The organism is Bradyrhizobium sp. 191 (genome assembly GCF_023100985.1).
GTDB lineage: Bacteria > Pseudomonadota > Alphaproteobacteria > Rhizobiales > Xanthobacteraceae > Bradyrhizobium > Bradyrhizobium diversitatis.
In genome coordinates this window covers 3779488-3804735 of sequence record NZ_CP064692.1, presented here as the reverse complement: position 1 = coordinate 3804735, position 25248 = coordinate 3779488, and the positions used below count along the sequence as shown (strand labels likewise).

Annotated in this window: 27 protein-coding genes; 17 read left to right on the top strand and 10 right to left on the bottom strand. The window is 66.0% G+C overall.

The genetic code is table 11. The features are described 5' to 3' along the window. Positions 1–9: 9 nt before the first annotated feature. Positions 10–1194: an ABC transporter substrate-binding protein gene (locus IVB23_RS17660; protein ID WP_061880679.1), complete on the bottom strand. Its 1185-nt coding sequence runs from the start codon at positions 1192–1194 to the stop codon at positions 10–12. A 32-nt stretch (positions 1195–1226) separates the two neighbouring features. Next, positions 1227–2201: a nitronate monooxygenase family protein gene (locus tag IVB23_RS17655; protein WP_061880689.1), complete on the bottom strand. Its 975-nt coding sequence runs from the start codon at positions 2199–2201 to the stop codon at positions 1227–1229. A gap of 180 nt (positions 2202–2381) precedes the next feature. Between IVB23_RS17655 and IVB23_RS17650 the strand changes: the two genes are divergently transcribed. Further along, a complete protein-coding gene (locus tag IVB23_RS17650; RefSeq protein ID WP_197969705.1) occupies positions 2382–3269 on the top strand; it encodes a LysR family transcriptional regulator in 888 nt (295 codons plus the stop codon). Here the strand turns inward: IVB23_RS17650 and IVB23_RS17645 are convergent. Then, the gene (locus IVB23_RS17645) at positions 3266–3919 is read right to left on the bottom strand and encodes a DNA-3-methyladenine glycosylase 2 family protein (protein WP_247804452.1); all 654 of its coding nucleotides are present in this window, start codon (positions 3917–3919) and stop codon (positions 3266–3268) included. The genes IVB23_RS17650 and IVB23_RS17645 overlap by 4 nt on opposite strands. Before the next feature lie 190 nt (positions 3920–4109). Between IVB23_RS17645 and gluQRS the strand changes: the two genes are divergently transcribed. Together gluQRS and IVB23_RS17635 are read left to right on the top strand one after the other, a co-directional pair. Further along, complete coding sequence (gene gluQRS, locus IVB23_RS17640; protein WP_247804451.1) at positions 4110–4979, top strand: tRNA glutamyl-Q(34) synthetase GluQRS; 870 nt, start codon at positions 4110–4112, stop codon at positions 4977–4979. Positions 4980–5080: 101 nt separating this feature from the next. Continuing rightward, positions 5081–6346, top strand: coding sequence for an ATP-binding protein (locus IVB23_RS17635; RefSeq protein ID WP_247804450.1), 1266 nt, complete (start codon positions 5081–5083; stop codon positions 6344–6346). On the opposite strand, the gene IVB23_RS17630 is transcribed toward IVB23_RS17635, so the two are convergent. Beyond that, positions 6273–7166, bottom strand: coding sequence for a YihY/virulence factor BrkB family protein (locus tag IVB23_RS17630; RefSeq protein WP_061880683.1), 894 nt, complete (start codon positions 7164–7166; stop codon positions 6273–6275). The two genes, IVB23_RS17635 and IVB23_RS17630, sit on opposite strands and share 74 nt — an antisense overlap. A 297-nt stretch (positions 7167–7463) precedes the next feature. Between IVB23_RS17630 and IVB23_RS17625 the strand changes: the two genes are divergently transcribed. The 6 genes from IVB23_RS17625 (at position 7464) to IVB23_RS17600 (ending at position 11393) form a co-directional block, all read left to right on the top strand. Beyond that, positions 7464–7658: a twin transmembrane helix small protein gene (locus IVB23_RS17625; protein ID WP_035711572.1), complete on the top strand. Its 195-nt coding sequence runs from the start codon at positions 7464–7466 to the stop codon at positions 7656–7658. Next, complete coding sequence (locus tag IVB23_RS17620; protein ID WP_197969698.1) at positions 7659–8231, top strand: cob(I)yrinic acid a,c-diamide adenosyltransferase; 573 nt, start codon at positions 7659–7661, stop codon at positions 8229–8231. A 126-nt stretch (positions 8232–8357) separates the two neighbouring features. Next, the gene (locus IVB23_RS17615) at positions 8358–9107 is read left to right on the top strand and encodes an electron transfer flavoprotein subunit beta/FixA family protein (protein ID WP_061877868.1); all 750 of its coding nucleotides are present in this window, start codon (positions 8358–8360) and stop codon (positions 9105–9107) included. Beyond that, positions 9107–10051 carry an FAD-binding protein gene (locus IVB23_RS17610; RefSeq protein WP_247804449.1) on the top strand — a complete coding sequence of 315 codons (945 nt, stop codon included), beginning with the start codon at positions 9107–9109 and terminating at the stop codon, positions 10049–10051. Before IVB23_RS17615 ends, IVB23_RS17610 begins: the two co-directional genes overlap by 1 nt. A gap of 194 nt (positions 10052–10245) precedes the next feature. Next, positions 10246–11127: a 3-hydroxybutyryl-CoA dehydrogenase gene (locus IVB23_RS17605; RefSeq protein ID WP_247804926.1), complete on the top strand. Its 882-nt coding sequence runs from the start codon at positions 10246–10248 to the stop codon at positions 11125–11127. 71 nt (positions 11128–11198) lie between these two features. Continuing rightward, positions 11199–11393: a hypothetical protein gene (locus IVB23_RS17600; RefSeq protein ID WP_028182113.1), complete on the top strand. Its 195-nt coding sequence runs from the start codon at positions 11199–11201 to the stop codon at positions 11391–11393. Positions 11394–11397: 4 nt separating this feature from the next. On the opposite strand, the gene IVB23_RS17595 is transcribed toward IVB23_RS17600, so the two are convergent. After that, entirely contained in the window at positions 11398–12063 is a 666-nt protein-coding gene (locus IVB23_RS17595) for a TlpA disulfide reductase family protein (protein ID WP_247804925.1), read from the bottom strand. Positions 12064–12168: 105 nt separating this feature from the next. On the opposite strand from IVB23_RS17595, the gene argH reads away from it, so the two are divergent. From argH to lysA, 3 genes are all read left to right on the top strand, one after another. Next, positions 12169–13566 (top strand): argininosuccinate lyase, encoded by a 1398-nt coding sequence (gene argH / locus IVB23_RS17590; protein WP_247804448.1) that lies wholly within the window; start codon positions 12169–12171, stop codon positions 13564–13566. A gap of 91 nt (positions 13567–13657) precedes the next feature. Next, positions 13658–13942, top strand: coding sequence for a lipoprotein (locus tag IVB23_RS17585; RefSeq protein ID WP_197965983.1), 285 nt, complete (start codon positions 13658–13660; stop codon positions 13940–13942). 23 nt (positions 13943–13965) lie between these two features. After that, positions 13966–15231: a diaminopimelate decarboxylase gene (gene lysA / locus IVB23_RS17580; RefSeq protein ID WP_247804447.1), complete on the top strand. Its 1266-nt coding sequence runs from the start codon at positions 13966–13968 to the stop codon at positions 15229–15231. 4 nt (positions 15232–15235) lie between these two features. Here lysA and IVB23_RS17575 read toward each other — a convergent pair whose 3' ends face one another. Beyond that, positions 15236–16144: an NAD(P)-dependent oxidoreductase gene (locus IVB23_RS17575; protein ID WP_197965985.1), complete on the bottom strand. Its 909-nt coding sequence runs from the start codon at positions 16142–16144 to the stop codon at positions 15236–15238. Between the two features lie 233 nt (positions 16145–16377). After that, positions 16378–16761, bottom strand: coding sequence for a carboxymuconolactone decarboxylase family protein (locus tag IVB23_RS17570; RefSeq protein WP_028134137.1), 384 nt, complete (start codon positions 16759–16761; stop codon positions 16378–16380). A gap of 169 nt (positions 16762–16930) precedes the next feature. Between IVB23_RS17570 and IVB23_RS17565 the strand changes: the two genes are divergently transcribed. Next, a complete protein-coding gene (locus tag IVB23_RS17565; protein WP_247804446.1) occupies positions 16931–19591 on the top strand; it encodes a TIGR02302 family protein in 2661 nt (886 codons plus the stop codon). Between the two features lie 98 nt (positions 19592–19689). Here the strand turns inward: IVB23_RS17565 and IVB23_RS17560 are convergent, their stop codons facing one another. Together IVB23_RS17560 and IVB23_RS17555 are read right to left on the bottom strand one after the other, a co-directional pair. Further along, a complete protein-coding gene (locus tag IVB23_RS17560; RefSeq protein ID WP_247804445.1) occupies positions 19690–20064 on the bottom strand; it encodes a response regulator in 375 nt (124 codons plus the stop codon). Positions 20065–20171: 107 nt separating this feature from the next. Then, positions 20172–21050 carry an MJ0042-type zinc finger domain-containing protein gene (locus IVB23_RS17555; RefSeq protein ID WP_247804444.1) on the bottom strand — a complete coding sequence of 293 codons (879 nt, stop codon included), beginning with the start codon at positions 21048–21050 and terminating at the stop codon, positions 20172–20174. Between the two features lie 203 nt (positions 21051–21253). Here IVB23_RS17555 and ftsE point away from each other — a divergent pair, with 203 nt between their 5' ends. The 4 genes from ftsE to IVB23_RS17535 all read left to right on the top strand — a co-directional run bounded on the left by ftsE (position 21254) and on the right by IVB23_RS17535 (position 24565). Beyond that, entirely contained in the window at positions 21254–21913 is a 660-nt protein-coding gene (ftsE, locus tag IVB23_RS17550; RefSeq protein WP_028178893.1) for a cell division ATP-binding protein FtsE, read from the top strand. After that, positions 21906–22874 (top strand): ABC transporter permease, encoded by a 969-nt coding sequence (locus tag IVB23_RS17545; RefSeq protein ID WP_247804443.1) that lies wholly within the window; start codon positions 21906–21908, stop codon positions 22872–22874. The genes ftsE and IVB23_RS17545 overlap by 8 nt, the downstream gene beginning before the upstream one ends. A 201-nt stretch (positions 22875–23075) precedes the next feature. Beyond that, positions 23076–23780: a YdcF family protein gene (locus IVB23_RS17540; protein ID WP_061881260.1), complete on the top strand. Its 705-nt coding sequence runs from the start codon at positions 23076–23078 to the stop codon at positions 23778–23780. An 11-nt stretch (positions 23781–23791) separates the two neighbouring features. Continuing rightward, positions 23792–24565 (top strand): lysophospholipid acyltransferase family protein, encoded by a 774-nt coding sequence (locus IVB23_RS17535; RefSeq protein WP_061881261.1) that lies wholly within the window; start codon positions 23792–23794, stop codon positions 24563–24565. Here IVB23_RS17535 and IVB23_RS17530 read toward each other — a convergent pair. Then, positions 24562–25173, bottom strand: coding sequence for a gamma-glutamylcyclotransferase (locus IVB23_RS17530; RefSeq protein WP_247804924.1), 612 nt, complete (start codon positions 25171–25173; stop codon positions 24562–24564). The genes IVB23_RS17535 and IVB23_RS17530 overlap by 4 nt on opposite strands. Between the last annotated feature and the right edge of the window lie 75 nt (positions 25174–25248).

Below are 25248 nucleotides of genomic sequence, written 5' to 3'. Positions count from 1 at the left end.
CCACTGGAGTCAGCGATCGTCGAGCACGTCGCCGAAGCCCACCCAGCTCTTGCCGTTGAAGCGCCGGAGCTGAAGCTGCTGGAACGGCAGATAGTCGTCTGGCCCGGTCGAAACGGTGATGCCCGGCAGCAGCAGCGGCAGCTTCACCTCCTTCAGCGAGGCCGCCTGGCGCATGATATTTTCGCGGCTGAAATCACCCTTGCAGGCCTTCAGCACGGTCATCAGCAGCGTCGCGTAGTGGTAGCCGGCCCCGTAGTTGGAGTTGGAGAGGTCCGCGTTCGGCATGTATTGCTTCATGAAGGCGAAGTATTCCTTCACGCCAGGATCGCTGGCCCATTGCGGGTCCATCGTGTCCTTCTGATTGCTCGACGAGATCAGGCCGACCGCGTTGTCGAGCCCGGCCGGCTCCAGGAACGAGATCGACGAGGCCGAGGTCGGCACGAAGAACAGCTCGGGCTTCCAGCCGATCTCGGCGACGCCCTTGATCATCTGCGAGGTGAACTTTCCGAGCACGACGCCGAACAGCACATCGGCACCCGATGCCTTCAGGGTCGAGAGCTGCGAGCTGATCGTCGGTGCGCTGGTCTCGTAGGTCTGCTCGGCGATGATCATGCTGGCGGCCTTGTCGCCGAGCGCGCGCTTGAAGCCGGCGACATAGTCGCGGCCGAAATCGTCATTCTGGGAGAGAATGGCGATCCTAGCGCCCGGCTTGGTGCGCAGCACGTGCTTGGCATAGACCACGCCTTCGGATTCATAGGCGGCCATGCCGGGCATGGTCCATGGGTATTTCTGCGGATCGGCCCATTTGGTCGCGCCCGAGAGCACGAACAGCTGCGGCACCTTCTTGCCGTTGAGGTAGCGCTGCACGGCGCTGTTGGTGGCGGTGCCGAGCGAGCCGAACATCATCAGCACCTCGTCCTGCTCCACCAGCTTGCGGGTCTGCTCGACCGTCTTCGGCGGCGAGTAGGCATCGTCCAGCGTGATGAACCTGACCTTGCGGCCGTTGATGCCGCCATCGGCATTGATCTTCTCGAAGAAGGCTTCCTGCGTTCGCCCGATCGCGCCGAAGCCGGATGCCGGCCCGCTATAGGGCAGAGTCTGGCCGATGCGGATCTCGTCGGCGCCTTCGGCATGCGCGCTGCCGCCGGCGAGCGCCAGCAGGGACAGGCCGATCAGTGCGGCTACAAGCTTCATTGTATCCTCCCGTTGTTTGCCAGTCCGAAACGTCAGGCGCTCGCGCGCATCAGGAAATCCTGCCGGGCCTGATCGAATTCACCCTTCATCCGATCGACGAGCTCCGCGACGGGAGGGACATCGGTGATCTGGCCGATGCCCTGGCCCGATCCCCAGATGTCGCGCCATGCCTTCGATTTCATGTTGCCGCCGGAGCCGAAATTCATCTTCGATTTGTCGGCGGCCGGCAGATTGTCCGGGTCCAATCCGGCGGCGGCGATCGATGGGCCGAGATAGTTGCCGTGCACGCCGGTGAACAGGTTGGTGTAGACGATGTCGTGCGCGGCATGCTGCGTCAGCGCCGACTTGTAGGCTGCGTCGGCATTGGCTTCCTTCGTGGCGATGAAGCGCGTGCCCATATAGGCGAGGTCGGCGCCCAACGTCAGCGCCGAGGCGATGCCGAAGCCGTCGCTGATCGCACCCGACAGCAGGATCGCTCCGTCGAACCATTGCTTGACCTCGCGCACCAGCGCGAAGGGCGACAGCGTGCCGGCATGTCCGCCCGCACCGGCGCAGACCAGGATCAGGCCGTCGACGCCCTGTTCCGCGGCCTTGCGCGCATGCTTGACGTTGATGACGTCGTGGAACACCAGCCCGCCATAGGAGTGCGCGGCCTCGACGATCTCCGCCGGAGGCCGCAGCGAGGTGATGATGATGGGCGCCTTGTGCTTTACGCAGGTCTCCATGTCCTTCATCAGCCGGTCATTGGAGGCATGGCAGATCTGGTTGACGGCGTAGGGCGCAACCTTCTTGCCGGGATTGCGCGATTTGTATTCGCCGAGTTCGTCCTCGATGCGGCTCAGCCACGCGTCCAGCTTCTCGACCGGACGGGCATTGAGCGCCGGAAACGAGCCGACAACGCCCGCCTTGCACTGGGCGATCACCAGCTCCGGCCCGGAAACGATGAAGAGGGGCGAGCCGACCACGGGCAGCTCGAGCGAATCCTTCAAGAGAGTGGGCAGCGCCATCATGTCCTCCTGAAACGCGGCCCCGCCGGCGGGCGGATGACGAGGCGTTTCCCTGTTGATTGTTGCGCGGGCGACTGCCGCCCGCGTTTGCGGATTTGATCCCACTATAAGGTTGGACGGCGCGCTCGGGCCGTTCAATAATGAACGGATGGTCATTCAGCTATGAACCGGGGCCTGCCGATGGACTGGGACCTTTGCAAGACCTTCGTCGCGGTCGCCGATACCGGCAGCTTCACCGCCGCCGCCCGCCGGCTGCACACCAGCCATCCCACCGTCAGCCGCAAGATCGCGGCGCTGGAAGCCCAGCTCGGCACCCGATTGGTGGCGCGCGCCGCCGACGGCCTGGCGCTGACGGCGGATGGAAGGACGCTGCGCGAGCACGCCGAGGCAATGGCGGCCGCGGCGCTGCGGGCCGAGACCGCGGTCGCGGCGGGAGGACACAAGGCGCGGGGCATCGTCAAGCTGTCGATCGGCGCGACGCTGGCCTCGCATTGGCTGATGCCGCGCCTGCCCGCCTTCCTGCGTGCGCACGATCATATCCAGCTCGAGATCATCACCCATCCGTTTCCGGCGAGCGTGCGCCGTCGCGAGGCGGACGTGGTGCTGCGGCCCTTCGACAGCGGCGAGGAGAACCTGGTCGGCCGCAAGATCGGCCGTCTCGGCACGGGATTCTATGCCTCGCGCGATTATGTCGCCGGGCGGTCCTTGCCCGAACGGCGCGGCGAGTGGAAGGAGCACAGCGTCATCGGCTTCGCCGACCAGACGTCCAATGCGCAGCTCGCGCGCTGGAGCGACGTCGTCACGCGGCAGGCGAGGGTGGTGATGCGCTGCTCGTCCCAGGGGGACATGCTGGCGGCGGTCCGCGCCGGGATCGGAATCTCCGCGCTCTCGTGCTTCGTTGCCGAAGCCTATTCCGATCTCGTGCGCGTCGCCCCGCAGAAGCTCGCCAGCGTCGCGGATCTATGGCTGCTGGCCCATCCCGACCTCGTCGAGCTTCCGGCGGTGCGCGCCGTGGTCGACTTCGTCGCCGAATGCGCCCGGGCCGACCGCGCGAGGCTGCGCGGTTAGCCCGACCCCGCGAGCACGCCCTCGCGCTTCTTCACGGCGCGATAGTAGCTCCACCACAGATGCGCGGCCGCGCCGCGCAGCGGACGCCAGGGTTCTGCGAGCGGCGCCATCTGCTTCTCGGTCGGCCGCGCCTTCAGACCGAGCCCGATACGGATGCCCTCCTGCACGGCGAGGTCGCCGGCCGGCCAGGCGTCGCCGTGGCCGAGGCAGAACAGCAGGTAGACGTCGGCGGTCCAGGGGCCGATACCGGGCAATGCGATCAGCGTGTGATGGGCGGCATCGGCATCTTCCTCCGCGAGCACGTCGAGGTTCAGCCGCTCGGCGGCGATCTCGCGCGCCAGATGCTTCAGCGTCTTGATCTTCGCGGCGGAGAGGCCGAGCCGCCCCAGCCGGTCGGTGCGGGCGCGGCGCACCGCATCATGGTCGAACGGATCGAACGCCGCCGTCAGCCGACCCCAGATCGCCGCGGCACTCGCGGTCGAGAGCTGCTGCCCGCAGACGATGTGCGCAAGGCCCGTAAAGCCCGGCTCGCGCCGCCGCAGCGCCGGCATGCCCGCGATCTCGAGCACGGGCCTGAGGCGCGGATCGCGCTTGATCAGCGCGTGGACGGCCTCTTCGAGATCGGACTGGGTTTCGAGGTGGATGGTCATGATGGTCCGACAAGCTCTCCGACGTCATGGCCGGGCTTGTCCCGGCCATCCACGTCTTTCTAACCGTGACGTATTGTCTAGCATGAGCGGTGGTTGTGGTGTTTGTCCGGCACCTTGACATGATCGGCAGGCGGGCTCGAAGAACGTGGATGGCCGGGACAAGCCCGGCCATGACGAGATATGTCGACTGATGCCACCCGTTTTCCGATTTGCCCCCAGCCCCAACGGCCTCCTGCATCTCGGCCACGCCTATTCCGCGCTGCTCAACTTCGATCGCGCGCGCAAGACCGGCGGGCGGCTGTTGCTGCGGATCGAGGACATCGACACGACGCGCTGCCGGCCGGCATACGAGACTGCGATCTACGAGGATCTCGCCTGGCTCGGAATTGCCTGGGAAACGCCGGTGCGCCGGCAGTCGGAGCACCTCGCCGATTATCGTGCCGCGTTGGACAGACTGTCAGCGCTTGGTCTCGTCTATCCCGCCTTCGAGAGCCGGGCAGAGATCGCAAGGCTCGTTGCCGTGCGCGAGGCGAATGGGCCATGGCCGCGCGATCCCGACGGCGCGCCGCTTTATCCCGGCGAGGCGAAGTTGCTCCCAGCTCCCGAGCGTGACCGTCTCGTCGCATCGGGCAGGCCTTACGCGTTGCGGCTCGACATGATTGCGGCCTGCCGGCACGTCACCGGCCTGACCTGGAGTGAGCTGGGCGAGGGACCGGATGGCGAGCGCGGCATCGTCCCGGCGCGGCCGGAGGCGTGGGGCGACGTGATTTTGGCCCGCAAGGAGACGCCGACCAGCTACCATCTGTCGGTGGTCGTCGACGACGCCCTCCAGGGCATCAGCGAGATCGTGCGGGGCCAGGACCTGTTTTACGCCACCGCGGTGCACCGCCTGCTCCAGGTGCTGCTCGGCCTGCCCGAGCCCGCCTACCGCCACCACCCGCTGATTCGCGATGAGGCGGGCCGGAAGCTGTCGAAATCGAGCCAGTCGACCGGTCTATGCGCCTTGCGCGCGGCCGGCATCACGCCGGCCGGCGTCCGCCAGCTGGTGGGATTAGGTTAAGTTTCTCTGGGGGTTAGCAAAACGTCGCCGTGACTCCGGGTGTTCCTCCGTGCCATGCTCGGTCCGCGCGGGGTTCGAAGAGAGTACTTCGAAGGGGATTCATGGCGGCGAAAACGCGTCCAGTGCGCACCACGCGGACGTCCAGGCGGCTGCCTCGGAAGCGGTCCAGGATGGCCGGAAAGGTGCGCAAGCGCAGCACCAAGGTGGTCGCGCCCGACGTGGTCCAGGCGGCGCTGGCCGCCTTTGCCCATGAGGTCCGCACCCCCCTGACCGGCATTCTGGCAATCAGCGATCTGCTCGCGACTTCCGATCTCGGCGAACGGGAGCGGCGGTGGGCCGATACCATCAAGGCCGGTGCCGAGCATCTGGCGAGCCTTGCCACGCTGTTCGTGGATGCCGCCAGAACCGGCAAGGGAACGGGGAAGGGCGGCAGCACGCTGCGGCAGGACCTGTTCGATCTACGGACCCTCGCCCGCAGCGCCGGCGATTCGCTGGCCGGCCGCGCCGCGGCCAAGGGTCTCCAGTCCGAGGTCGAGATCTCCGACAAGCTGCCTGGACTCGTGGTCGGTGATCCCGTCCGCCTGCGCGCCGCGCTTGAGAACCTGATCGACAATGCCGTGAAGTTCACAGACCAGGGCGGCGTGGCGCTCGCAGTCGAGCCGTGGCGTCCCGCCAAAGCCAAAGCAAAGGGCAAGGGCAGGGTCGGTGTCTCCTTTGCCGTGTCCGACAGCGGCATCGGCCTCACTATGGCGGAGATCAAGCGGCTGTTCCGCCCGTTCACCCAGGCCAATGTCACCATCGCCTCGCGCTTCGGCGGCGCCGGCTTGGGGCTCTCTTCGGTCAAGCAATTGGCGCGTGCGATGGGCGGCGACATCACCGTCGCTCCGCGCCGCGGTGGTGGCGCCACCTTCACGTTGACGGTGTCGCTGGATGCCACGGGATCGGACAAGAGCAGCGAGGCGGAGGGTAGCGGGCCCGAGGCGGTCGCGGGCCTTCGCGTGCTCAGCGTCGAGGACAATCCGTTCGGCCGCGTCGTGCTCAACACGATCCTGACCGAGCTCGGCCATCAAGCCGAGTTCATCGGGCGCGGCGAGGACGCGGTCGGCCGGCTGGAGCAGGGCGCGTTCGACGCGGTGCTGATGGACATGGTGCTGCCGGGCATCGACGGTATCGAGGCCATCAGGCGGATCCGCGCGCTGTCGACGCCGCTGGCTCGGATCCCGATCATCGGGGTGTCCGGCCGCGGCGAGGACGAGGCAGCATCGCGCGCGGCCGGCGCCGACGCGTTCCTGGTCAAGCCTGTGTCTCCGCGGGCTTTAGCGACTGCGCTGCTTGAAGCGACACGCCATGAGGAAGCCGCGACTTGATGATCGCGGCGTTGAGCTCACCGCCGTAAACGAAGATCGCGGCGATGAAATACAGGAACACCAGCGCGATGATCACCGAGGCGAGCCCCGCATACATGGTCACGTAGTTGTTGGCGAAGCGCGCCAGATACTGTCCGAAGACCACGCCGGAGACCAGCGACGCCACCACCGTGAAGATGATGCCCGGCATGATCTGGAGGAAGCTGCGTCGTCCCGCCGGCAGCCAGGCGTGCAGGATGAACAGCGCAACCACGAGCGCGCCGATGGTGATCCCGTAGCGCAGCCAGGTGAGGATGCTTTCGTTCGATTCGACGAACAGCGGAATGTGGCGCCGCGCGGCCTCGATGATCAGCGGACCGAGCACGATCAGGAACGCCATGGCAAGCGCAGTGAAGGCGGCGATCAGCGTGTAGGCAATCGATTCCAACCGCAGCCAGTACCAGCGCCGCATCTCCACAACCGCGTAGGCGCGGTTGAGCGCGACCCGCAGCGCCTCGACGCCGTTGGAGGCGAAATAGACCGACAGCGCCGCGCCGATGGTCAGAATGCCGGTGCGGGTCGTGGTCAGCACGTCATGCACCTCGCCCGAGATCGAATCGGCGACCTGCTTGGGCCAGACCTGGAGCATCAGGCTGGCCGCCTGGTCGGCGAGTTCCTTGGAGCCGAAGACGCCGGCGAGCGAGGTCAGCACGATCAGGAACGGGAATAGCGCCATCAGCGTCGACAGCGCGATGTGGCTTGCGATCGCCCAGCCGTCATCGGCGAGGAAGGTGTAGAACGCATCCATCACGACGACGTAGATGTAGCGGATCGCTTTCACGGCTTGCCCCAGCTTCGCCTCTCCCCGCTTGCGGGGAGAGGCCGGAATGCGCGCGCAGCGCGGATTCCGGGTGAGGGGGAGTCTCCGCGAATCCCACTGTCACTATACTCGCGGAGAGTCCCCCTCACCCGCCGTGCGTTCCGCACGTCGGCCTCTCCCCGCAAGCGGGGAGAGGCGAAGAACGCCGGCAATGATCGCAGATCGACATTCATCCGGCTAGCTTCTGATATTATTGGCATAAAAGCCAGATCGGGAACGCCATAGCGAACCGCCGCGCACGGTGTTATCTACCCTCAGATGGCATCTCTCCTGAGTACTTTCATCCTGCCGGCGGCCGCCGGCGCCGTGGCGTTGGTGCTGCTGCTCGGGCTCGTCAACATGATGCGCGGCGGCTCGCCCAACACCTCGCAGAAACTGATGCGCTGGCGCGTGCTGCTGCAGTTCGTGGCGATCATCATCGCGATGCTCGCGGTCTGGGCGATGGGGCGCTAAATGGTCACGTTGAACCGTATCTATACCAAGACCGGTGACGACGGCACGACGGCGCTCGGAACCGGCGAGCGGCGTCCGAAATACGATCTGCGCATCGAAGCCTACGGCACCGTCGACGAGACCAATGCCGCGATCGGCGTGGTCAGGCTCCATACCCGGGACACGCCCGAACTCGATGCGATGCTCGGCCGCATCCAGAATGATCTGTTCGATCTCGGCGCCGATCTCGCCGTGCCCGAACGGGAGGGCAAGGCTGAGCGGCTGCGGGTGGTGACGAGCCAGGTCGAGCGGCTCGAGCGCGACATCGACACGCTGAACGAAAAGCTCGCGCCGCTGACCTCCTTCGTGCTTCCCGGCGGCACGCCCGTCGCAGCCCATCTGCATGTGGCGCGCACGATATGCCGCAGGGCGGAACGTGTGATTGTGGAACTGGCGGCCCGGCCCGGCGAGCCGGTCAGCGCGGCTGGCATCCAATATATGAATCGCCTGTCCGACTTCCTGTTCGTGGCGAGCCGGACGGCTAACGGCAATGGCGCCGGCGACGTGCTCTGGGTTCCCGGCCAGAACCGCTGACCCATCGTGCTCCCGCATTTCAGAAGGCCAAAATTAGACCCGTTCGCGCGTTGACCGGGGCAGATCAGGCCTTTAGGTTCCGCGCCAGTTGATAACCCCCCTCCTAGATTGAGTGAAAGAGGATCGATGAAGGTCTTAGTGCCGGTAAAGCGGGTGGTCGATTACAACGTCAAGGTCCGCGTCAAGGGCGATGGATCGGGCGTTGAACTCGCCAACGTCAAGATGTCCATGAACCCGTTCGACGAAATCGCAGTCGAGGAAGCGCTGCGCCTGAAGGAAGGCGGCAAGGCCACCGAGGTTGTGGTGGTCTCCATCGGACCTGCGCAGGCGTCGGAGACGATCCGCACCGGCCTCGCCATGGGCGCCGACCGCGGCATCCTGGTGAAGGCCGAAGGCGCCGTCGAGCCGCTCGCCGTCGCCAAGATCCTGAAGAAGGTTGCCGACGAAGAGCAGCCGGGCCTGATCATCCTCGGCAAGCAGGCGATCGACGACGACTCGAACCAGACCGGCCAGATGCTGGCTGCGCTGCTCGGCTGGTCGCAGGCGACCTTCGCTTCGAAGCTCGAGGTCGAAGGGGCCGACTTCAAGGTCACGCGCGAAGTCGATGGCGGCCTTCAGACCGTCAAGCTGAAGGGACCGGCGATCGTCACCACCGATCTCCGCCTCAACGAGCCGCGCTATGCCTCGCTGCCCAACATCATGAAGGCCAAGAAGAAGCCGATCGCGGAGAAGACCGTCGCCGATTACGGCGTCGACGTCGCCGCGCGTCTCGAGGTTCTCAAGACGACGGAGCCGGCGGGCCGCAAGGCAGGCGTCAAGGTCAAGGACGTCGCCGAGCTGGTGTCGAAACTCAAGAACGAAGCCGGGGTGCTCTGATGACGACGCTTCTGATTGCCGAACACGACAATGCGTCGCTCAAGGATGCGACCAACAAGGCCCTGACCGCAGCTGCCGCGCTCGGCGCGGATGTCGAGGTGCTGGTCGCCGGCCAGAACGCCAAGGGCGCGGCGGATGCCGCCGCCAAGCTCGCAGGCGTCAAGAAGGTGCTGCTCGCCGATGGCGACCTCTACGCGCACGATCTCGCCGAGCCGCTGGCTGCGCTGATCGTCTCGCTGGCTTCCGGCTATGACGCGATCGTTGCGCCGGCGACCTCGCGCTTCAAGAACGTGATGCCCCGCGTCGCCGCTCTGCTCGACGTGATGCAGGTCTCCGAGATCATCAAGGTGGTCGCGCCCGATACCTTCGAGCGCCCGATCTATGCCGGCAACGCCATCCAGACGGTGAAGTCGAAGGACGCCAAGAAGGTCATCACGGTGCGGACCTCGACCTTCGCCGCAGCGGGCGAGGGCGGCAGCGCTGCGGTGGAGAACGTGGCGGCGGCCGCCGATCCGGGCTTGTCGTCGTTCATCGGCGAGGAGGTTGCCAAGAGCGATCGTCCCGAGCTGACCTCGGCCAAGATCATCGTCTCCGGTGGCCGGGCCATGCAGAGCCGCGAGAACTTCGCCAAATACATCGAGCCGCTCGCCGACAAGCTCGGCGCCGGCGTCGGTGCCTCGCGCGCGGCGGTCGATGCGGGCTATGCGCCGAACGACTGGCAGGTCGGGCAGACAGGCAAGGTCGTGGCGCCCGAGCTCTATGTTGCGGTCGGCATTTCCGGCGCCATCCAGCATCTGGCCGGCATGAAGGACTCCAAGGTGATCGTTGCGATCAACAAGGACGAGGACGCACCGATCTTCCAGGTTGCCGATTACGGCCTGGTCGCCGATCTCTACCAGGCGGTTCCGGAGCTGACGGCCGAACTCGGCAAGCTCGGCAAGTAAAAGGCATCGAAAACACCGGCCGGAGGTATACACTCCGGCCGGTGTTGCATTTCTGAGGCGTTTTCTTTGGCGTGGGCGCGCCTTCGAAGCGATCCAATCTAGGTTTCGAGCCGAGGTTCTGATTAAATCGGACCTCCCGGCTCAAGGGGATAGGCAGGGTGCGCTCGTCGCGCGCCGTTCCGGTGGATGACATGATGGCGGCAGTGATCAAGAAGGTCGGCGTGATCGGCGCGGGTCAGATGGGCAATGGCATCGCGCATGTCGCGGCGCTCGCCGGCTTCGACGTGGTGCTCAACGACGTCTCGGCCGACCGCCTCAAGTCGGGCATGGCCACCATCAACGGCAATCTGGCGCGCCAGGTCTCCAAGAAGGCCATCACCGAGGACGACAAGGTCAAGGCGACGGCGCGCATCACGCCCGCCGAAAAACTGGACGATCTCGCCGATTGCGACCTCGTCATCGAGACCGCGGTCGAGAAGGAAGAGGTCAAGCGCAAGATCTTCCACGAGCTCTGCGCGGTGTTGAAGCCGGAGGCGATCGTGGCCTCCGATACGTCCTCGATCTCGATCACGCGGCTTGCCGCCGCCACCGACCGCCCGGAGCGTTTCATCGGCATTCACTTCATGAACCCGGTGCCGCTGATGGAGCTGGTCGAGCTGATCCGCGGCATCGCCACCGACGACTCCACCTTCGAGACCGCCAAGGAATTCGTCGGCAAGCTCGGCAAGCAGGTCGCGGTCTCCGAGGATTTCCCGGCCTTCATCGTCAACCGCATCCTGCTGCCGATGATCAACGAGGCGATCTACACGCTGTATGAAGGCGTCGGCAATGTCGAGGCGATCGACGCCGCGATGAAGCTCGGGGCTCACCATCCCATGGGCCCGCTCGAACTCGCCGATTTCATCGGCCTCGATACCTGCCTCTCCATCATGCAGGTGCTGCACGAGGGGCTGGCGGACTCCAAGTACCGCCCGTGTCCGCTGCTGGTGAAATACGTCGAGGCCGGCTGGCTCGGCCGCAAGACCCAGCGCGGCTTCTACGACTACCGCGGCGCCAAGCCGGTTCCGACGCGCTGATCCGCTTTGTGTCAATTCATGTCGCGTTAACCTCTCGCGCCTAGGTTACGGCCGGTAAGAGGGTTCGCGTAATGGACATGATGGCGATGGTCAGCACCATGCTGGCCGCTCAGCAAGGCGCGCTGCAATCGAATATCGCAGCGACGCTGACGAAGCAGAACATGGACATGGAAAAGTCGACCGTCCTGACGCTGATGGGCGCGGGCCAACCGTCGCTGGCCAATGTCGGCCCCGGCGTCGGCGGCAATCTCAACGTCACCGCCTGAATTCCTAAAGCGATGCGGCGGCCTTGCCGGTCGCGGCGCGGAGCAGCTTGAGCGCGTCCTCGCTCGCCCATTCCGCCGGCCCCGCGATCGTCGCGATCTCGCAGCCCTGAGGATCGACCAGCACCGAGGTCGGCATGCCCAGCGCCCGGCCTATGGCCTTAAGGTCCTGGAACACCTTGGCTTTCGGATCGCTGAAATAGCCGAGCCGGGTCAAATTGGCCTCTTTCAGGAAGCTCTTGGGCTTGTCCGGGTCGCGGGTGTCGATATTGATCGCCACCACCTCGAAATTCGGGCCCGCCAGCTTGCCCTGGAGCTCGTCCAGCGCCGGCATCTCTTTCCGGCAGGGCACGCACCAGGTGGCCCAGAGATTTACCAGCAGCGTCTTGCCGCGGAAGTCGGACAGCTTTTTCGGCTTGCCGTCGGCGTCCTCGAAGGCGAGGTCGGGCAGCTTCAGCGGGGCGCTCGCCATGGTCAGCGCCGCCACCTCGCCATGGGCGAGCGGGGCGATCCTCGAGGCCGTTGCCACCGCCGACCGGCAGGCGGGATCGCCGCTGGGCGACCGGCCCAGACCGAGCCCATACAGCGCGGCGAAGCCGGCCAGCCCTCCGATCGCCACGGTGGAGATGACGAGGGGGATGCGGCGCGTGGCGGAGGGCTTCTTGTCGAGCATATCGTTTGTCATCCGGTCGCAGATATGGCTATCAGGGGCCTCTTAATACGGCTGGCCGAGGCCAGCAAACGTGGCTAGCGACAGGCAAGGCGTGAGCAGGGGATCATGAGCAACAAGATGTGGGGCGGCCGGTTCTCGGAACGTCCCGACGAGATCATGGAAGAGATCAACGTCTCCATCGACGTCGATCGTCACCTCTTCGCCCAGGACATTGCCGCGTCCAAGGCCCACGCTGCCATGCTGGCCACGCAGGGCATCATTACGGCCTCTGATGCGAAAAATATCGGCAAGGGTCTAGACACGATTTTGTCAGAGATCGGCAAGGGCGGCTTCGCGTTCAAGCGCGCGCTCGAGGACATCCATATGAATGTCGAGAGCCGCCTGTCGGAGCTGATCGGCCCGGCCGCCGGCCGCCTGCATACCGCGCGTTCGCGCAACGACCAGGTCGCGACAGATTTCCGCCTGTTCGTCCGCGACGTCATCGACGAGACCGATGCCGCGCTCGCCGCGTTCCAGCAGGCGCTGGTCGGGCGTGCCCTGGAGCATGCCGGCACCGTGATGCCCGGCTTCACGCATCTGCAGACCGCGCAGCCCGTCACCTTCGGCCACCATTTGCTCGCTTATGTCGAGATGGCCGCGCGCGACCGCGGCCGTTTCCAGGACGCGCGCAAGCGGCTGAACGAATCCCCGCTCGGCGCGGCCGCGCTCGCCGGGACTTCGTTCCCGATCGACCGCCACGCCACCGCCAAGGCGCTCCTGTTCGACCGCCCGATGGCGAACTCGCTCGACGCGGTCTCCGATCGAGATTTCGTGCTGGAGACGCTGTCGGCGGCCTCGATCTGCGCCGTGCACATGTCGCGCTTTGCCGAGGAGATCGTGATCTGGACCTCGCCGCTGGTCGGACTGATCCGCCTCAGCGACAAGTTCACCACCGGCTCCTCGATCATGCCGCAGAAGCGCAACCCCGATGCCGCCGAGCTCGTGCGCGCCAAGACCGGCCGCGTCATCGGCGCGCTCAACGGCCTCTTGATCGTCATGAAGGGCCTGCCGCTCGCCTATCAAAAGGACATGCAGGAGGACAAGCAGGGTGCCATGGAGGGTTTTGCCGCGCTGTCCCTGGCGATCCGCGCCATGACCGGCATGGTCCGCGACCTCGTGCCGGATGAAGCCAAGATGAAAGCGGCGGCGGGCGAGGGGTACGCCACCGCGACCGACCTCGCCGACTGGCTGGTGCGGACGCTGAAAATGCCGTTCCGCGAGGCCCATCACGTCACCGGCCGCATCGTCGCCAAGGCCGCCGAGGGCGGCGTCGCGCTGCATGAGGTGCCACTGAGCGAGATGCAGGCGATCGAGCCCAAAATCACCAAGGACGTGTTCGGCGTGCTCTCGGTCGAATCGTCGGTGAAGAGCCGCACCAGCTTCGGCGGCACCGCGCCGAAGAACGTCGCGTCCCAGGCCAAGGCCTGGGCGAAGCGGCTAGAAAAAGAGCGAAAATTGGGCTGAGGGCAAAATTTCGCTTATGTTTCATGGTCATCCGGCTCTCGCCAGAGCGCGCCAATCTCTGTATGGTGCGCCGCGTAGTGGGGATTTCGTCGTGACGTCAAAGTTTCGCCCGGCCGGCTCGGGGTGGGCCATCATTGTCTTGAGCCTGACGGCGCTCGCGCTTGCCGGCTGCGGCCGAAAGGGCCCGCTCGACTTGCCGCCGACCGCCTCCACGGCCGGCGGCGCGGCACCTGTTGATACCGAGACCGAAGTCCAGAGGACGCCGAGCGTGTTCAACCCGACCTACGGTGTGGACGCTGCGCCCGCGGCTGCCAAGGGCAGGAAGAAACCGTTTATTCTCGACCCGCTCCTGGACGAACCTCCCGGCAGGAAATAAGCCGGGACAAGCGAGCCTGCGCCATGAACCATTTCGACTATCGCAACGGCGTGCTGCACGCCGAGGCGGTGAACCTGTCCGAGCTGGCCGCCACCGTCGGCACGCCGTTCTATTGCTATTCGACCGCGACGCTGGAGCGGCACTACCGCGTCTTCGCCGATGCCTTCGCCGGCGAGAAGGCGCTGGTCTGCTACGCCATGAAGGCGAACTCCAACCAGTCGGTGCTGCGCACGCTGGCCAGGCTCGGCGCCGGCGCCGACGTCGTCTCCGGCGGTGAATTAAAGCGTGCGCTGGCCGCCGGATTCCCGGCCAGCAAGATCGTCTTCTCCGGTGTCGGCAAGACGAAGGAGGAGCTGCGCGCCGCGCTTGCCGCCGACATCCTCTGCCTCAACGTGGAATCCGAGCCCGAGCTCGAATTGTTGTCGCGCCTTGCGACCGCGATGGGCAAGACCGCGCGGATCTCGCTCCGCGTCAATCCGGACGTCGATGCCGGCACGCATGCCAAGATTTCGACCGGCAAGTCCGAGAACAAGTTCGGCATCCCGATCGCGCATGCGCGCGAGGTCTATGCGCGCGCCGCCAGGCTGTCCGGTATCGAAGTGACCGGCACCGACGTGCATATCGGCAGCCAGATCACCGACCTCTCCAACATGGAGACCGCGTTCCGCATCCTCGCCGAATTCGTGCAGACGCTGCGCGCCGACGGCCACAACATCAGCCACGTCGATTTCGGCGGCGGTCTCGGCATCCCATATTACATGGACCGAGAGGCGCCGCCGGAGCCCGCCGCCTATGCCGCCATGGTCAAGCGCGTCAGCCACAATCTCGGCTGCACGCTGATGTTCGAGCCGGGCCGCATGATCGTCGGCAATGCCGGCATCCTGGTTGCCAAGGTCATCTATGTGAAGCACGGCGACGGCAAGAACTTCGTGATCATCGACGCCGCGATGAACGATCTGATCCGCCCGACGCTGTATGAGGCCTATCACGACATCCTGCCGGTGAAGCAGGTGGCCAAGGGCGCGGCGACGATCATGGCCGACGTCGTCGGCCCGGTCTGCGAGACCGGCGACTATCTCGCGCTCGACCGCACGCTGCCGGCGCCGAAGGCCGGCGACCTGCTCGCCATCATGACCGCGGGCGCCTATGGCGCCGTCCAGGCCGGCACCTACAACACCCGGCCGCTGGTGCCCGAGGTGCTGGTAAAGGACGATCAATACGCCGTGGTGCGCCCGCGCATCGAGGTCGAGCAGCTCATCGCGATGGACAAGCCCGCGCCCTGGCTGTGAGGCGCTACTTCCCCGCCAAACCACCCTGCGCGCCGCCGACCACAACTCCCGCCTTCCTCTCGATCGGCTTGATCGCGGCGGTGAAATCGGACTCGGCGCCTTCCGAGCTGATCACGGTCTCCCATAGCCGCCCAACCGCATCGGCAACCTCCATCGACAGGCCGAGCTGCTTCATCTCCTCCAGCGCCAGCCGCACGTCCTTGACCATCAGCCCCGTGGCGAAGCCGAAGTCGAACGTGCGCGGCAGCACCGAGCGCGGAAACTTGTCGCGGCTCGCCGTGTTCATGCCGGAGCCCGCATTGATGACGTCGATCATCACGGCGGGATCGAGCCCCGCCTTCACGCCCATCACCACCGCTTCCGAGGTCGCCACGATCGCTGTAGCCGACAGGAAATTGTTGGCGAGCTTCATGGTCTGCGCCGCGCCGGGCTTCTCGCCGATGAAGAACACTTTTCCGATGACGTCGAGCGCGGGCTTCAGCAGCTCGAACTCGGCGTTCGGTCCTGACACCATCACCGCCAGCGTGCCCTTCTCGGCGCCGCCGACCCCGCCGGAGACGGGGCAGTCGACCTGCACGATGTTGCGCTTGGCGAGCAGGCCGTGAATCTTCGCTGCCATCGTCGAGCCGACGGTGGAGAGATCGACGAAGCGTTTTGCGCGCCTGCCCTCGATCACGCCGTTCGCCCCCGTTGCGACGTCGAGTGAAGCCTGCAGCGAAGGCAAACTCGCCATTACGGTCTCGACCTGATCGGCGACGTCCTTTGGCGACGCCGCCGCGGTCGCGCCAAGCGCCACGAGCCTGCCTGCGACGTCCTTGCGCGTGTCGAACACGACGAGCTTGTGTCCCGCCTCGATCAGCCGCCGCGCCATCGGGAAGCCCATGTTTCCGAGCCCGATGAATCCGATGTCCATGGTGTTTCCTCTTGGTGGTTGCTCGCTATTGAAAAAAATACGCGCTGCACCCTGGGCGTCGTCCCGGACAAGCGCGCCCTAAGCGCGCGCAGATCCGGGACCCATAACCACAGGGAGGAGTCGTCGTGCAAAGGCGGTCACTCCGAGTCTTCGTAACCACATCGTCCTGTGGCTACGGGTCCCGGATCAGCGATGCGCTTGTCCGGGACGACAGCGGAGATTGGTGCTGCTCCTCACGCCTTCCCGTCGATCTCCGCGAACACCTCGCGCGCGATCCGGAAGCTGTCGACCGCGGCCGGCATGCCGCCGTAGATCGCGACCTGCATCAGGATCTCGCGGATCTCCTCGCGCGTCACGCCATTGGTCAGCGCACCCTTGAGATGCGCGCGAAACTCGTGCTGGCGGTTGAGGATCGCGATCATGGCGATGTTGAGCATGCTGCGGGTCTTGCGCGGCAGCTCCTCGCGGCCCCACACCGTGCCCCAGCAATATTCGTTGAGCATCTCCTGGAACGGGCGGTTGAAATCGTCGACGTTTTTCAGGGCGTTGTTGACATAGGCTTCGCCCAGCACCGCTTTGCGGACTTCCAGGCCCTTGTCGTGCATCTTCTTGTCCATGGCGTTTCCTTCGTTTCCCTCAGGGATGGCGCGCGGAAATTACGGGGTTGCACCGGGCCAGTCACGTCCTCGTGTTATGCGGGAAAAGGGGGTTCTCCCGTACAGGAACGGATGCCTCAGTGCTGCCGTTGTGATAGGCTCTTCTCTACCGGGCAACCTGGAGAGCTGATTGAACGGCGTCACCCCCGACCCGTCAGACCCGATCCGCAGCAGCGATGCGCTGTCGCGGCTGAAGCTGGCGCAGGCCCTTGATCGGGCTATTTATGCCATCGCGTGGGAGCGTGCCTGGCCCAATGCGGCGCGCCTTCTGACCGTCGTCGGCCTGTTCCTGGTGGTGTCCTGGGCCGGTCTCTGGTTGGCACTGCCGTTCATGGCCCGGGCTGTCGGTCTTGCCCTCTTTGCCGCGGTCGCGGTGGCCGCCCTGTTCCCGTTGCTTGGCTTCCGCTGGCCGAGCCGCGCGGAAGCGCTCGCCCGGCTCGACCGTGGCTCCGGCATCCGTCACCGCCCGGCCACCACGCTCACGGACACGCTGACCTCGCAAGATCCGGTCGCGCAGGCGCTGTGGCAGGCGCAGCGCGAGCGGACGCTGGCTTCCCTCAAGCGCATCCGCGCCGGTGTACCACACCCCCGGCTCGCGCTTCACGACCCCTGGGCGCTGCGCGCGCTGGTCATGGTGATGCTGGTTGCGACCTTCTTCGCCGCCGGCGATGAGCGTGCGATGCGGCTTGGCGCCGCCTTCGACTGGAACGGGGTGCTGGCGCCGAGCAATGTTCGCGTCGATGCCTGGGTCACGCCGCCGCTGTACACCGGCAGGCCTCCGGTCATTCTGTCGGCCGCCAACAAGGAAGCTGCGGCCCTGCCCGCCAGCGGTCCGCTCGCCGTTCCCGCCGGCTCGACCCTGATCGTGCGCTCCTCCGGCGGCAACCTGGATGTCGCCGTCTCGGGCGGCCTCAAGGAGGTCGCCCCGACTGAAGCCAGCCCCAAGGGGACCAACGAAAAGCATTTCGCGATTTCCGGGGATGGCACCGCCCATGTCCGGGCGCCCTCCGGCCAGCCGCAATGGGCCTTTGCGGCCACGCCGGATCGTCCGCCGACGATCGCGCTGGCCAAGGATCCGGAGCGTCAGGCGCGCGGCGCGCTCCAGCTCGCCTATAAGATCGAGGACGATTACGGCGTCACCGGCGCCGAGGCGAAATTCGCGCCGCGGTCCACCGACGCCAAAGATAGCGCCAAGGATGGTCCCAAGGATGGTCCGAAGGCGGCTGCCGGCGCTGGCGACACCAGGACGGCTCCGCGTCCGCTGTTCCAGCCGCCGCACTTTCCGCTCGCGCTGCCGAATGCGCGGACCCGGAACGGCGTCGGACAGTCGGTGAAGGATCTCAGCGAGGATCCCTATGCCGGCGCCGAGGTCACGCTCACCCTCACGGCCAAGGACGAGGCCGGCAACGAGGCCACAAGCGAACCGTTCAACATGCGCCTGCCCGAACGGCTCTTCACCAAGCCGCTGGCCCGTGCACTGATTGAGCAGCGCCGCATTCTCGCGCTCGACGCCAACAAGAATTCGGACGTGTATGCCGCGCTCGACGCGCTGATGATCGCGCCCGAGATGTTCACGCCGGAGCCCGGACAATATCTCGGCCTGCACAGCGTTGCGCGACAGCTCGAGGCCGCACGCACCGATGATGCCCTGCGCGAGGTCGTGGCGAGCCTGTGGGCGCTTGCGGTGACGATCGAGGACGGCAAGATCTCCGATGTTGAGAAGGCGTTGCGGGCCGCTCAGGATGCGCTGAAGCAGGCGCTGGAGCGCGGCGCCAGCGACGAAGAGATCAAGAAGCTGACGCAGGACCTGCGTCAGGCGCTGAACGACTTCATGCGCCAGCTCGCCGAGCAGTTCCGCAACAACAATGATCCGCAGCAGCTGGCGCGGCCGCTCGACCCGAACACCAAGGTCCTGCGCCAGCAGGATTTGCAGAACATGATCGACCGGATGGAGCGCCTGTCGCGCTCCGGCGACAAGGATGCCGCCAAACAGTTGCTCGAGCAGCTCCAGCAGATGCTGGAAGGCCTCCAGATGGCGCAGCCGGGGCAGTCCGGCGAGAGCGACATGGAGCAGGCGCTCAACGAGCTCGGCGACATGATCCGCAAGCAGCAGCAATTGCGCGACAAGACCTTCAAGCAGGGCCAGGATTCCCGGCGCGAACGCTCGCGCGGCAAGCAGCAGGGCGATCAGTCCATGTCGGAGCTGCAGCAGGACCAGCAAGGACTGCGCGACCGCCTGAAGAAGCTGCAGGACGAGCTTGCCAAGCGCGGCCTCACGCAGAAGGGCGAAAAAGGGCAGAAAGGCCAACAGGGACAGAAGGGTCAGCAAGGGGATCAGGGCCAGCCCGGCCAGAACGGCGATCAGGACGGCGACCAGGGCGATGACGACGGCAGTCTGGACGCCGCCGACGGCGCCATGGGCGATGCGGGATCAAAGCTCGGCGAGGGCAATGCCGACGGCGCCGTGGACTCGCAGGGCAAGGCGCTCGACGCGATGCGCAAGGGCGCGCAGAAGATGGCCGAGGCGATGCAGCAGGGCGATGGTGACGGTCAGGGCGACGGCCCCGGCCAGCGCGCCGGCCGCCAGCAGAGCGGCGGCAACCAGACCGACCCGCTGGGCCGTCCGCTGCATGGGCGCGAATATGGCGACGATTACACGGTCAAGATTCCCGGCGAGATCGACACCCAGCGTGTCCGCCGCATTCTCGAAGAGCTCCGCCGTCGTCTCGGCGATCCCTCGCGCCCGCGGATCGAGCTCGACTATCTCGAGCGGCTGCTGAAGGAGTTTTGAGGCGATAGCCCCTCTTGTAGCCCGGATGAGCGAAGCGATATCCGGGGGCGCCGGTCCCGCATGTCGCTGCGCTCATGCGGGCTACGAAGTCGACGACGCTACCCCTTCCTCGCCGCCAGCGCATCCGCCACCGCGGTGCGGATATCCGCGACCGAGAACGGCTTGGTCACGACATCATGCACCAGCGCATTCAGGTTCGAGGCGCGCTCGCGCTGGTCGGCAAAGCCGGTCATCAGCAAAATGGTCAAATCAGGGAAGTCGCGGGCGGCGGAGAGTGCCAGCGCGATGCCGTCCATGACCGGCATCTGGATGTCGGTGAGCAACAGATCGAAAGCGCCGCCCTCGCGAATCAGGATCTCCAGCGCCTCGGCGCCGTCCTGGGCGGTGACGGTCTCGTGGCCGTCCATGGCGATGGCGCGCGCCACCAGCTGGCGCATCGAATCCTCGTCGTCGGCGATCAGGATTTTCGGCATGAGACCAACCTTGGGATCAACCTTCCGTGCGGGACCTCGAGCATGATCCGGAAAAAAGTGCGTAGCGGTCTTCCGCAAAGATCATGCTCCAATAATAGCCTGATCGGTTATGCGCTGCCTCCGGCAATGTCGCGCCGGTTGAAGAAGCGAACGTCGATATTGCGGCCCTCCGGCGGCGGCGAGGCCAGGCGCGAGCGGAAGAAGGCGCGCTCGCCGGGCCGCAGCACGGTCTGTTCCAGCACCGTATTCCAGGCGTAGATCTCGGCTCCTTGGGCGTCGCGCACGGCAAAGCGCAGCCGCGGGATGTCGTGCGGCTTCTTGCCCTCCCCGACGATCACGCCCTCGATCACCAGCACCTGCTTACCGTCTACGGTCTCGCTGGAGAGCTTGACGTCCTTGAAGGCCAGGCCCCGCAGATTCACCTCGAGCCCGACCACCTTGTAGAATGCCGCCGTCTGGGGCAGCAGCCGCACGACGTCGCCACGCCAGACCACAAGGGCCAGCACCAGCGCGCCCATCGCGGTGCAGGCGGTCGGCAGGCCAAGATAGGATCTCCGCGGAGCCGTGGTGGGGGTCGGGCGGCTCACGCGGGCGCCGCGGCGGCGGAACAGGCCGCGGAACCAGGACTGGTGCTGCGCGCCGGCGGTCTCCTCTTCGGCCTCACGGGCTGCCGCTGACCATTCATCCTCGGTCTCGCGGACCTCTTCATCCGGCCAGTCGCTGGCGATCGACGGGCTGTCGACGACAGGCGCGCTCGCGGCGCCGTCGTCCTTGGCATAGGAGTTCCATTGCTCGGCGAGGTCGGATTGGTCGTCGGCTCGGCTGGCAGCGGCCATGGCCGGAACGGAGGCCTCCTCGATGGCATCCTCGGCGTGGGCGATCCAGGTCTCCTTGCAACGGGAGCAGCGGACCGCCCGTCCGTTGGCCCCAAGGCTCGCAAGCTTGATGGCGTAGGATGTCATACAATGGGGGCAGACGATATGCATGGACGAGCCTTGATGCATGAACGAGGTCTTGGACGAATCTTGACGACCAGCCGGTCGCGGCGAACCGGGCGGCCGGGATGCTGCCAACCATGCTACCGGCCGACCGTTAACGAACCGGAAACCATAACGGCGGCAAAACCCGTTGATCGCGCGTGGCGGAGCGCCGCGCTGCGGCCCGCGCCCCCTCTCGAACGGAGCTGAGCTTGGTTCGGTTCGAAAATGTCGGATTGCGTTACGGTCTGGGGCCGGAGATCCTGCGCGATCTCAGCTTCCAGATCCCGGCGCATTCCTTCCAGTTTCTCACCGGACCGTCCGGCGCCGGCAAGACGTCCCTGCTGCGCCTGCTGTTTCTGTCGCATCGGCCGACGCGGGGCCTCGTCACTCTGTTCGGCCACGACATCTCGCAGCTCGGCAAGGACGAGATCGCGGACCTGCGCAAGCGCATCGGTATCGTGCTCCAGGATTTCCGCCTGCTCGACCACATGACGACCTATGAGAATGTCGCGCTGCCGTTCCGCGTCATGGGCCGCAGCGAGTCGAGCTACCGCAAGGAGGTGATCGACCTCCTGCGCTGGGTCGGCCTCGGCGACCGCATGGATGCGCTGCCGCCGATCCTGTCGGGCGGCGAGAAGCAGCGCGCGGCGATCGCGCGCGCCGTGATCTCGCGGCCGCAGCTGCTGCTCGCGGACGAGCCGACCGGCAGCGTCGACCCGACGCTCGGCCGCCGCCTGCTGCGGCTCTTCATCGAGCTCAACAAGTCAGGCACCGCCGTCATCATCGCAACTCACGACATCGGCCTGATGGACCAGTACGAAGCACGGCGGCTGGTGCTGCACCAGGGACGGCTGCACGTCTATGAGTAGGACCGACGAGCGCGGCGTGCTGGTCGATCTCGGGCAGGAGCGTCCGCAGCTTCCGGCCAGGGCACGCAACATGTCGCCGATCGTGCCGCGCGCCTCGATCCATGGCAGAGCGCTGGTCGCCGTCGTCGCCATCATGAGCTTCCTCGCCTCGATGGCCACGGGTACGGTGCTGCTGGTGAGTGCCTCCGCCGCCGAATGGCAGTCGGACGTCGCGAGCGAAATCACCATCCAGGTTCGACCGCAGGCCGGCCGTGATCTCGATCGCGACACCGCGGCCGTGACGGAGGCGATGCGCACGCAAGCCGGCATCGTCGAGGTCAGGCCGTTCACCAGGGAGGAGAGCGGCAAGCTGCTCGAACCCTGGCTCGGCACCGGCCTGTCCATGGACGATCTGCCGGTGCCGCGCATGATCATCGCGCGCGTGCAGCCGGGCACGCCGCTCGATCTCGGCGCCCTGCGCGCGCGCGTGATGCAGGTCGCGCCGGGCGCCAGCGTCGACGATCACCGCGCCTGGATCGAGCGCATGCGCTCGATGACCAATGCCATCGTGCTGGCCGGACTCGGCATTCTCGCGCTTGTCATCATCGCCACCATCATCTCGGTTTCGTTCGCGACCCGCGGCGCCATGGCGGCGAATCGTCCGATCGTCGAGGTTCTGCATTTCGTCGGCGCCGGCGACCGTTACATCGCCAATCACTTCCTGCGCCATTTCCTCAGGCTGGGCCTGGAGGGCGGCGTGATCGGCGGCGGCGCCGCCATGCTGATGTTCGGCTTCTCAGAGTCCATCGCAGGCTGGTTTTCCGGTACCCCCGTCGGCGACCAGTTTGCCGCGCTGCTCGGCACCTTCTCGCTGCGGCCATCCGGCTACATCGTGCTCGCGGTCCAGGCCGTGCTGATCGGCGGCATCACCGCGGTGGCCTCACGCCAGACGCTGTTCGCGACGCTGAACGATGTTGATTGAGTTGCTTTCTTCCTTCTCCCCTTGTGGGAGAAGGTGGCGCGCCGGATGAGGGGTCTCTATCCGTGCGCACGGACGTCGAGGCGAATGTGCGGAGAGAAACCCCTCACCCGTCTCTCACAAGGGGAGAGGGTGAAGAAACCGGACTCCACTTCGCCTCAAAACGTCTTAAAATCGCTTCAGGGAAGGGATCACTGATATCGCATGAGCTCGCCGACCGACGATCGATCGCCGAAACTGCCGCGCGGCTGGCTGCGCGCGACAATCGTGTCGACGATCGCGCTTGCCTTCGTTGCCGCGGCCGCAGGCTTCGTTGCATTCCTGTCGCATTTGCGCGGTGCCGAGACGGTGCCCGACCGCAAGGCCGACGGCATCGTGGTGCTGACCGGCGGCTCCTCGCGGGTATCGGACGCGATGGAGCTGCTCGCTGCGGGCTACGGCAGGCGGCTCCTGATCTCCGGCGTGCACCCGACCTCGAGGGCGAGCGACATCTCCCGGACCTTGCCGGAGAACCAGTCCTTCATGACCTGTTGCGTCGACCTCGACCGCACCGCGCTCTCGACCCGCGGCAACGCAGCGGAAGCGCGGCGCTGGGCCGAGGGGCGCCGGTTCAAATCGCTGATCGTGGTCACCTCCAACTATCACATGCCGCGCGCGCTGGTGGAATTCTCGCATGCGATGCCACAGATGACGCTGATCCCGTTCGCGGTGGTCGGCGACAAATGGCGTGAGGAGCCGTGGTGGACCTCGGGATCGACGCTGCGGCTGCTCCTGTCGGAATATGTCAAATACATCGCGGCCGAGCTCAGGGTGCGGCTGGAGCATTTCGGGATTGACCTCTGGCCCGAGATATCGGAGCAGCCTGCGGGTCAGCAGCCGAAGCGGCCCGCTACCGCACAGGCCAATTGATCGGACTATCGATGTTCCCAATCTTTCTGCGCTCGCTCGTGTTCAACGTGTTGTTCTACGCCGTGCTGGTGTGCCTTGCGATCGTGGCGCTGCCGACCTTCGCATTGCCGCCGCGCGCCATGCTGACGGTGGCGGAATGGTGGGCCAAGGCAACGCTGTTCCTGATGCGCGTGGTCTGCAACATCAAGGTGGAATTCCGCGGTGTCGAGAACATCCCGAAAGGCCCGCTGCTGATCGTGGCAAAGCATCAGTCGTTCTGGGAGACCTTCGTGCTGCCGGGCTTCTTCAACCGGCCGATCTTCATCCTCAAGCGCCAGCTCATGCAGATCCCGGTGTTCGGTCAGTTCCTGGTCAAGACCGGGATGATTGCGATCGACCGCAATGCCGGCGTGAAGGCGCTGCTGGAGATGACGCGGCGGGCGCGCGTGGCCGTGCGCAGCGGAAAGCAACTTGTCATCTTTCCGGAAGGCACGCGCCGCGCGCCGGGCGCGCCGCCCGACTACAAGACCGGCTTTGCACAGATCTATTCGTCGTGCGGCGTGCCGTGCCTGCCGGTCGCGCTCAACTCCGGCCTGTTCTGGCCCCGCCGCACCTTCATGCGCTATCCCGGCACGCTGGTTGTGGAATTTCTCGAACCGTTGCCGCCGGGCCTGCCGAAGGACGAGTTTCTCTCCCGCGTGCAAGCCGCGATCGAGGACGCGACCGGTCGTCTCGTAGAGGCGGGGCGGAAAGAGCAGGAGCAGTTGATCGGCTCCGCACCGAGCTACGCACCGACCGGCGGCTAGCGGCTTTCTCGATCTTCGTCCCGATCCGCCGCGTGCAGCGAATGCGCATCCCCATGCAGCATCAATGCAAGCTGATGCAATTGCGTGTCGCGAAAACCTTCGGCCTCGATCGCCTTCACCGTCGCGGTGACGTAGTCGCGGTTGGCGCCGGACTGGCCGTGGCCCTGGACGACATGGCGGTGCTGCTCGGCGAGCGACAGCCGGCCGGCATATTGCGCGTGGCCACGGTCGACGACGTAAGCGAGTGCAGAGACGCGCTGGCGCGCATCATTCTCAAGCCACACCGAGCGCACCACCTCGCGATAGACCGACGTGACCTGCTCGCGTGCGCGCAAATAGGCGACGACATCGGCGCGGTTCTTCTCGGCGACGCGGAAGGCGATGCCGCGGCAGGCGCCGCCGCGGTCGAGCCCGAGCACCAGGCCAGGCTTTTCCGGCGTGCCGCGATGCACGAACGAGTAGACGCAGAGCGCGCGATGCTCGCCGACCAGCCGGGCCGGGATGCGTTCCTCGAACTCGAAGCCCGGCCGCCACATCAGCGAGCCGTAGCCGAACACCCAGAGGTCGCCCTTGGCGGTGGTGACGGAAGGGACGGTGATTTCCGACATTTCGGGCACGGCTACCAGAACCATGCCCCGAAGCGAAGCGAATTCTCCGCCTTTCGTCGCAGGCCGTCCCCGCTT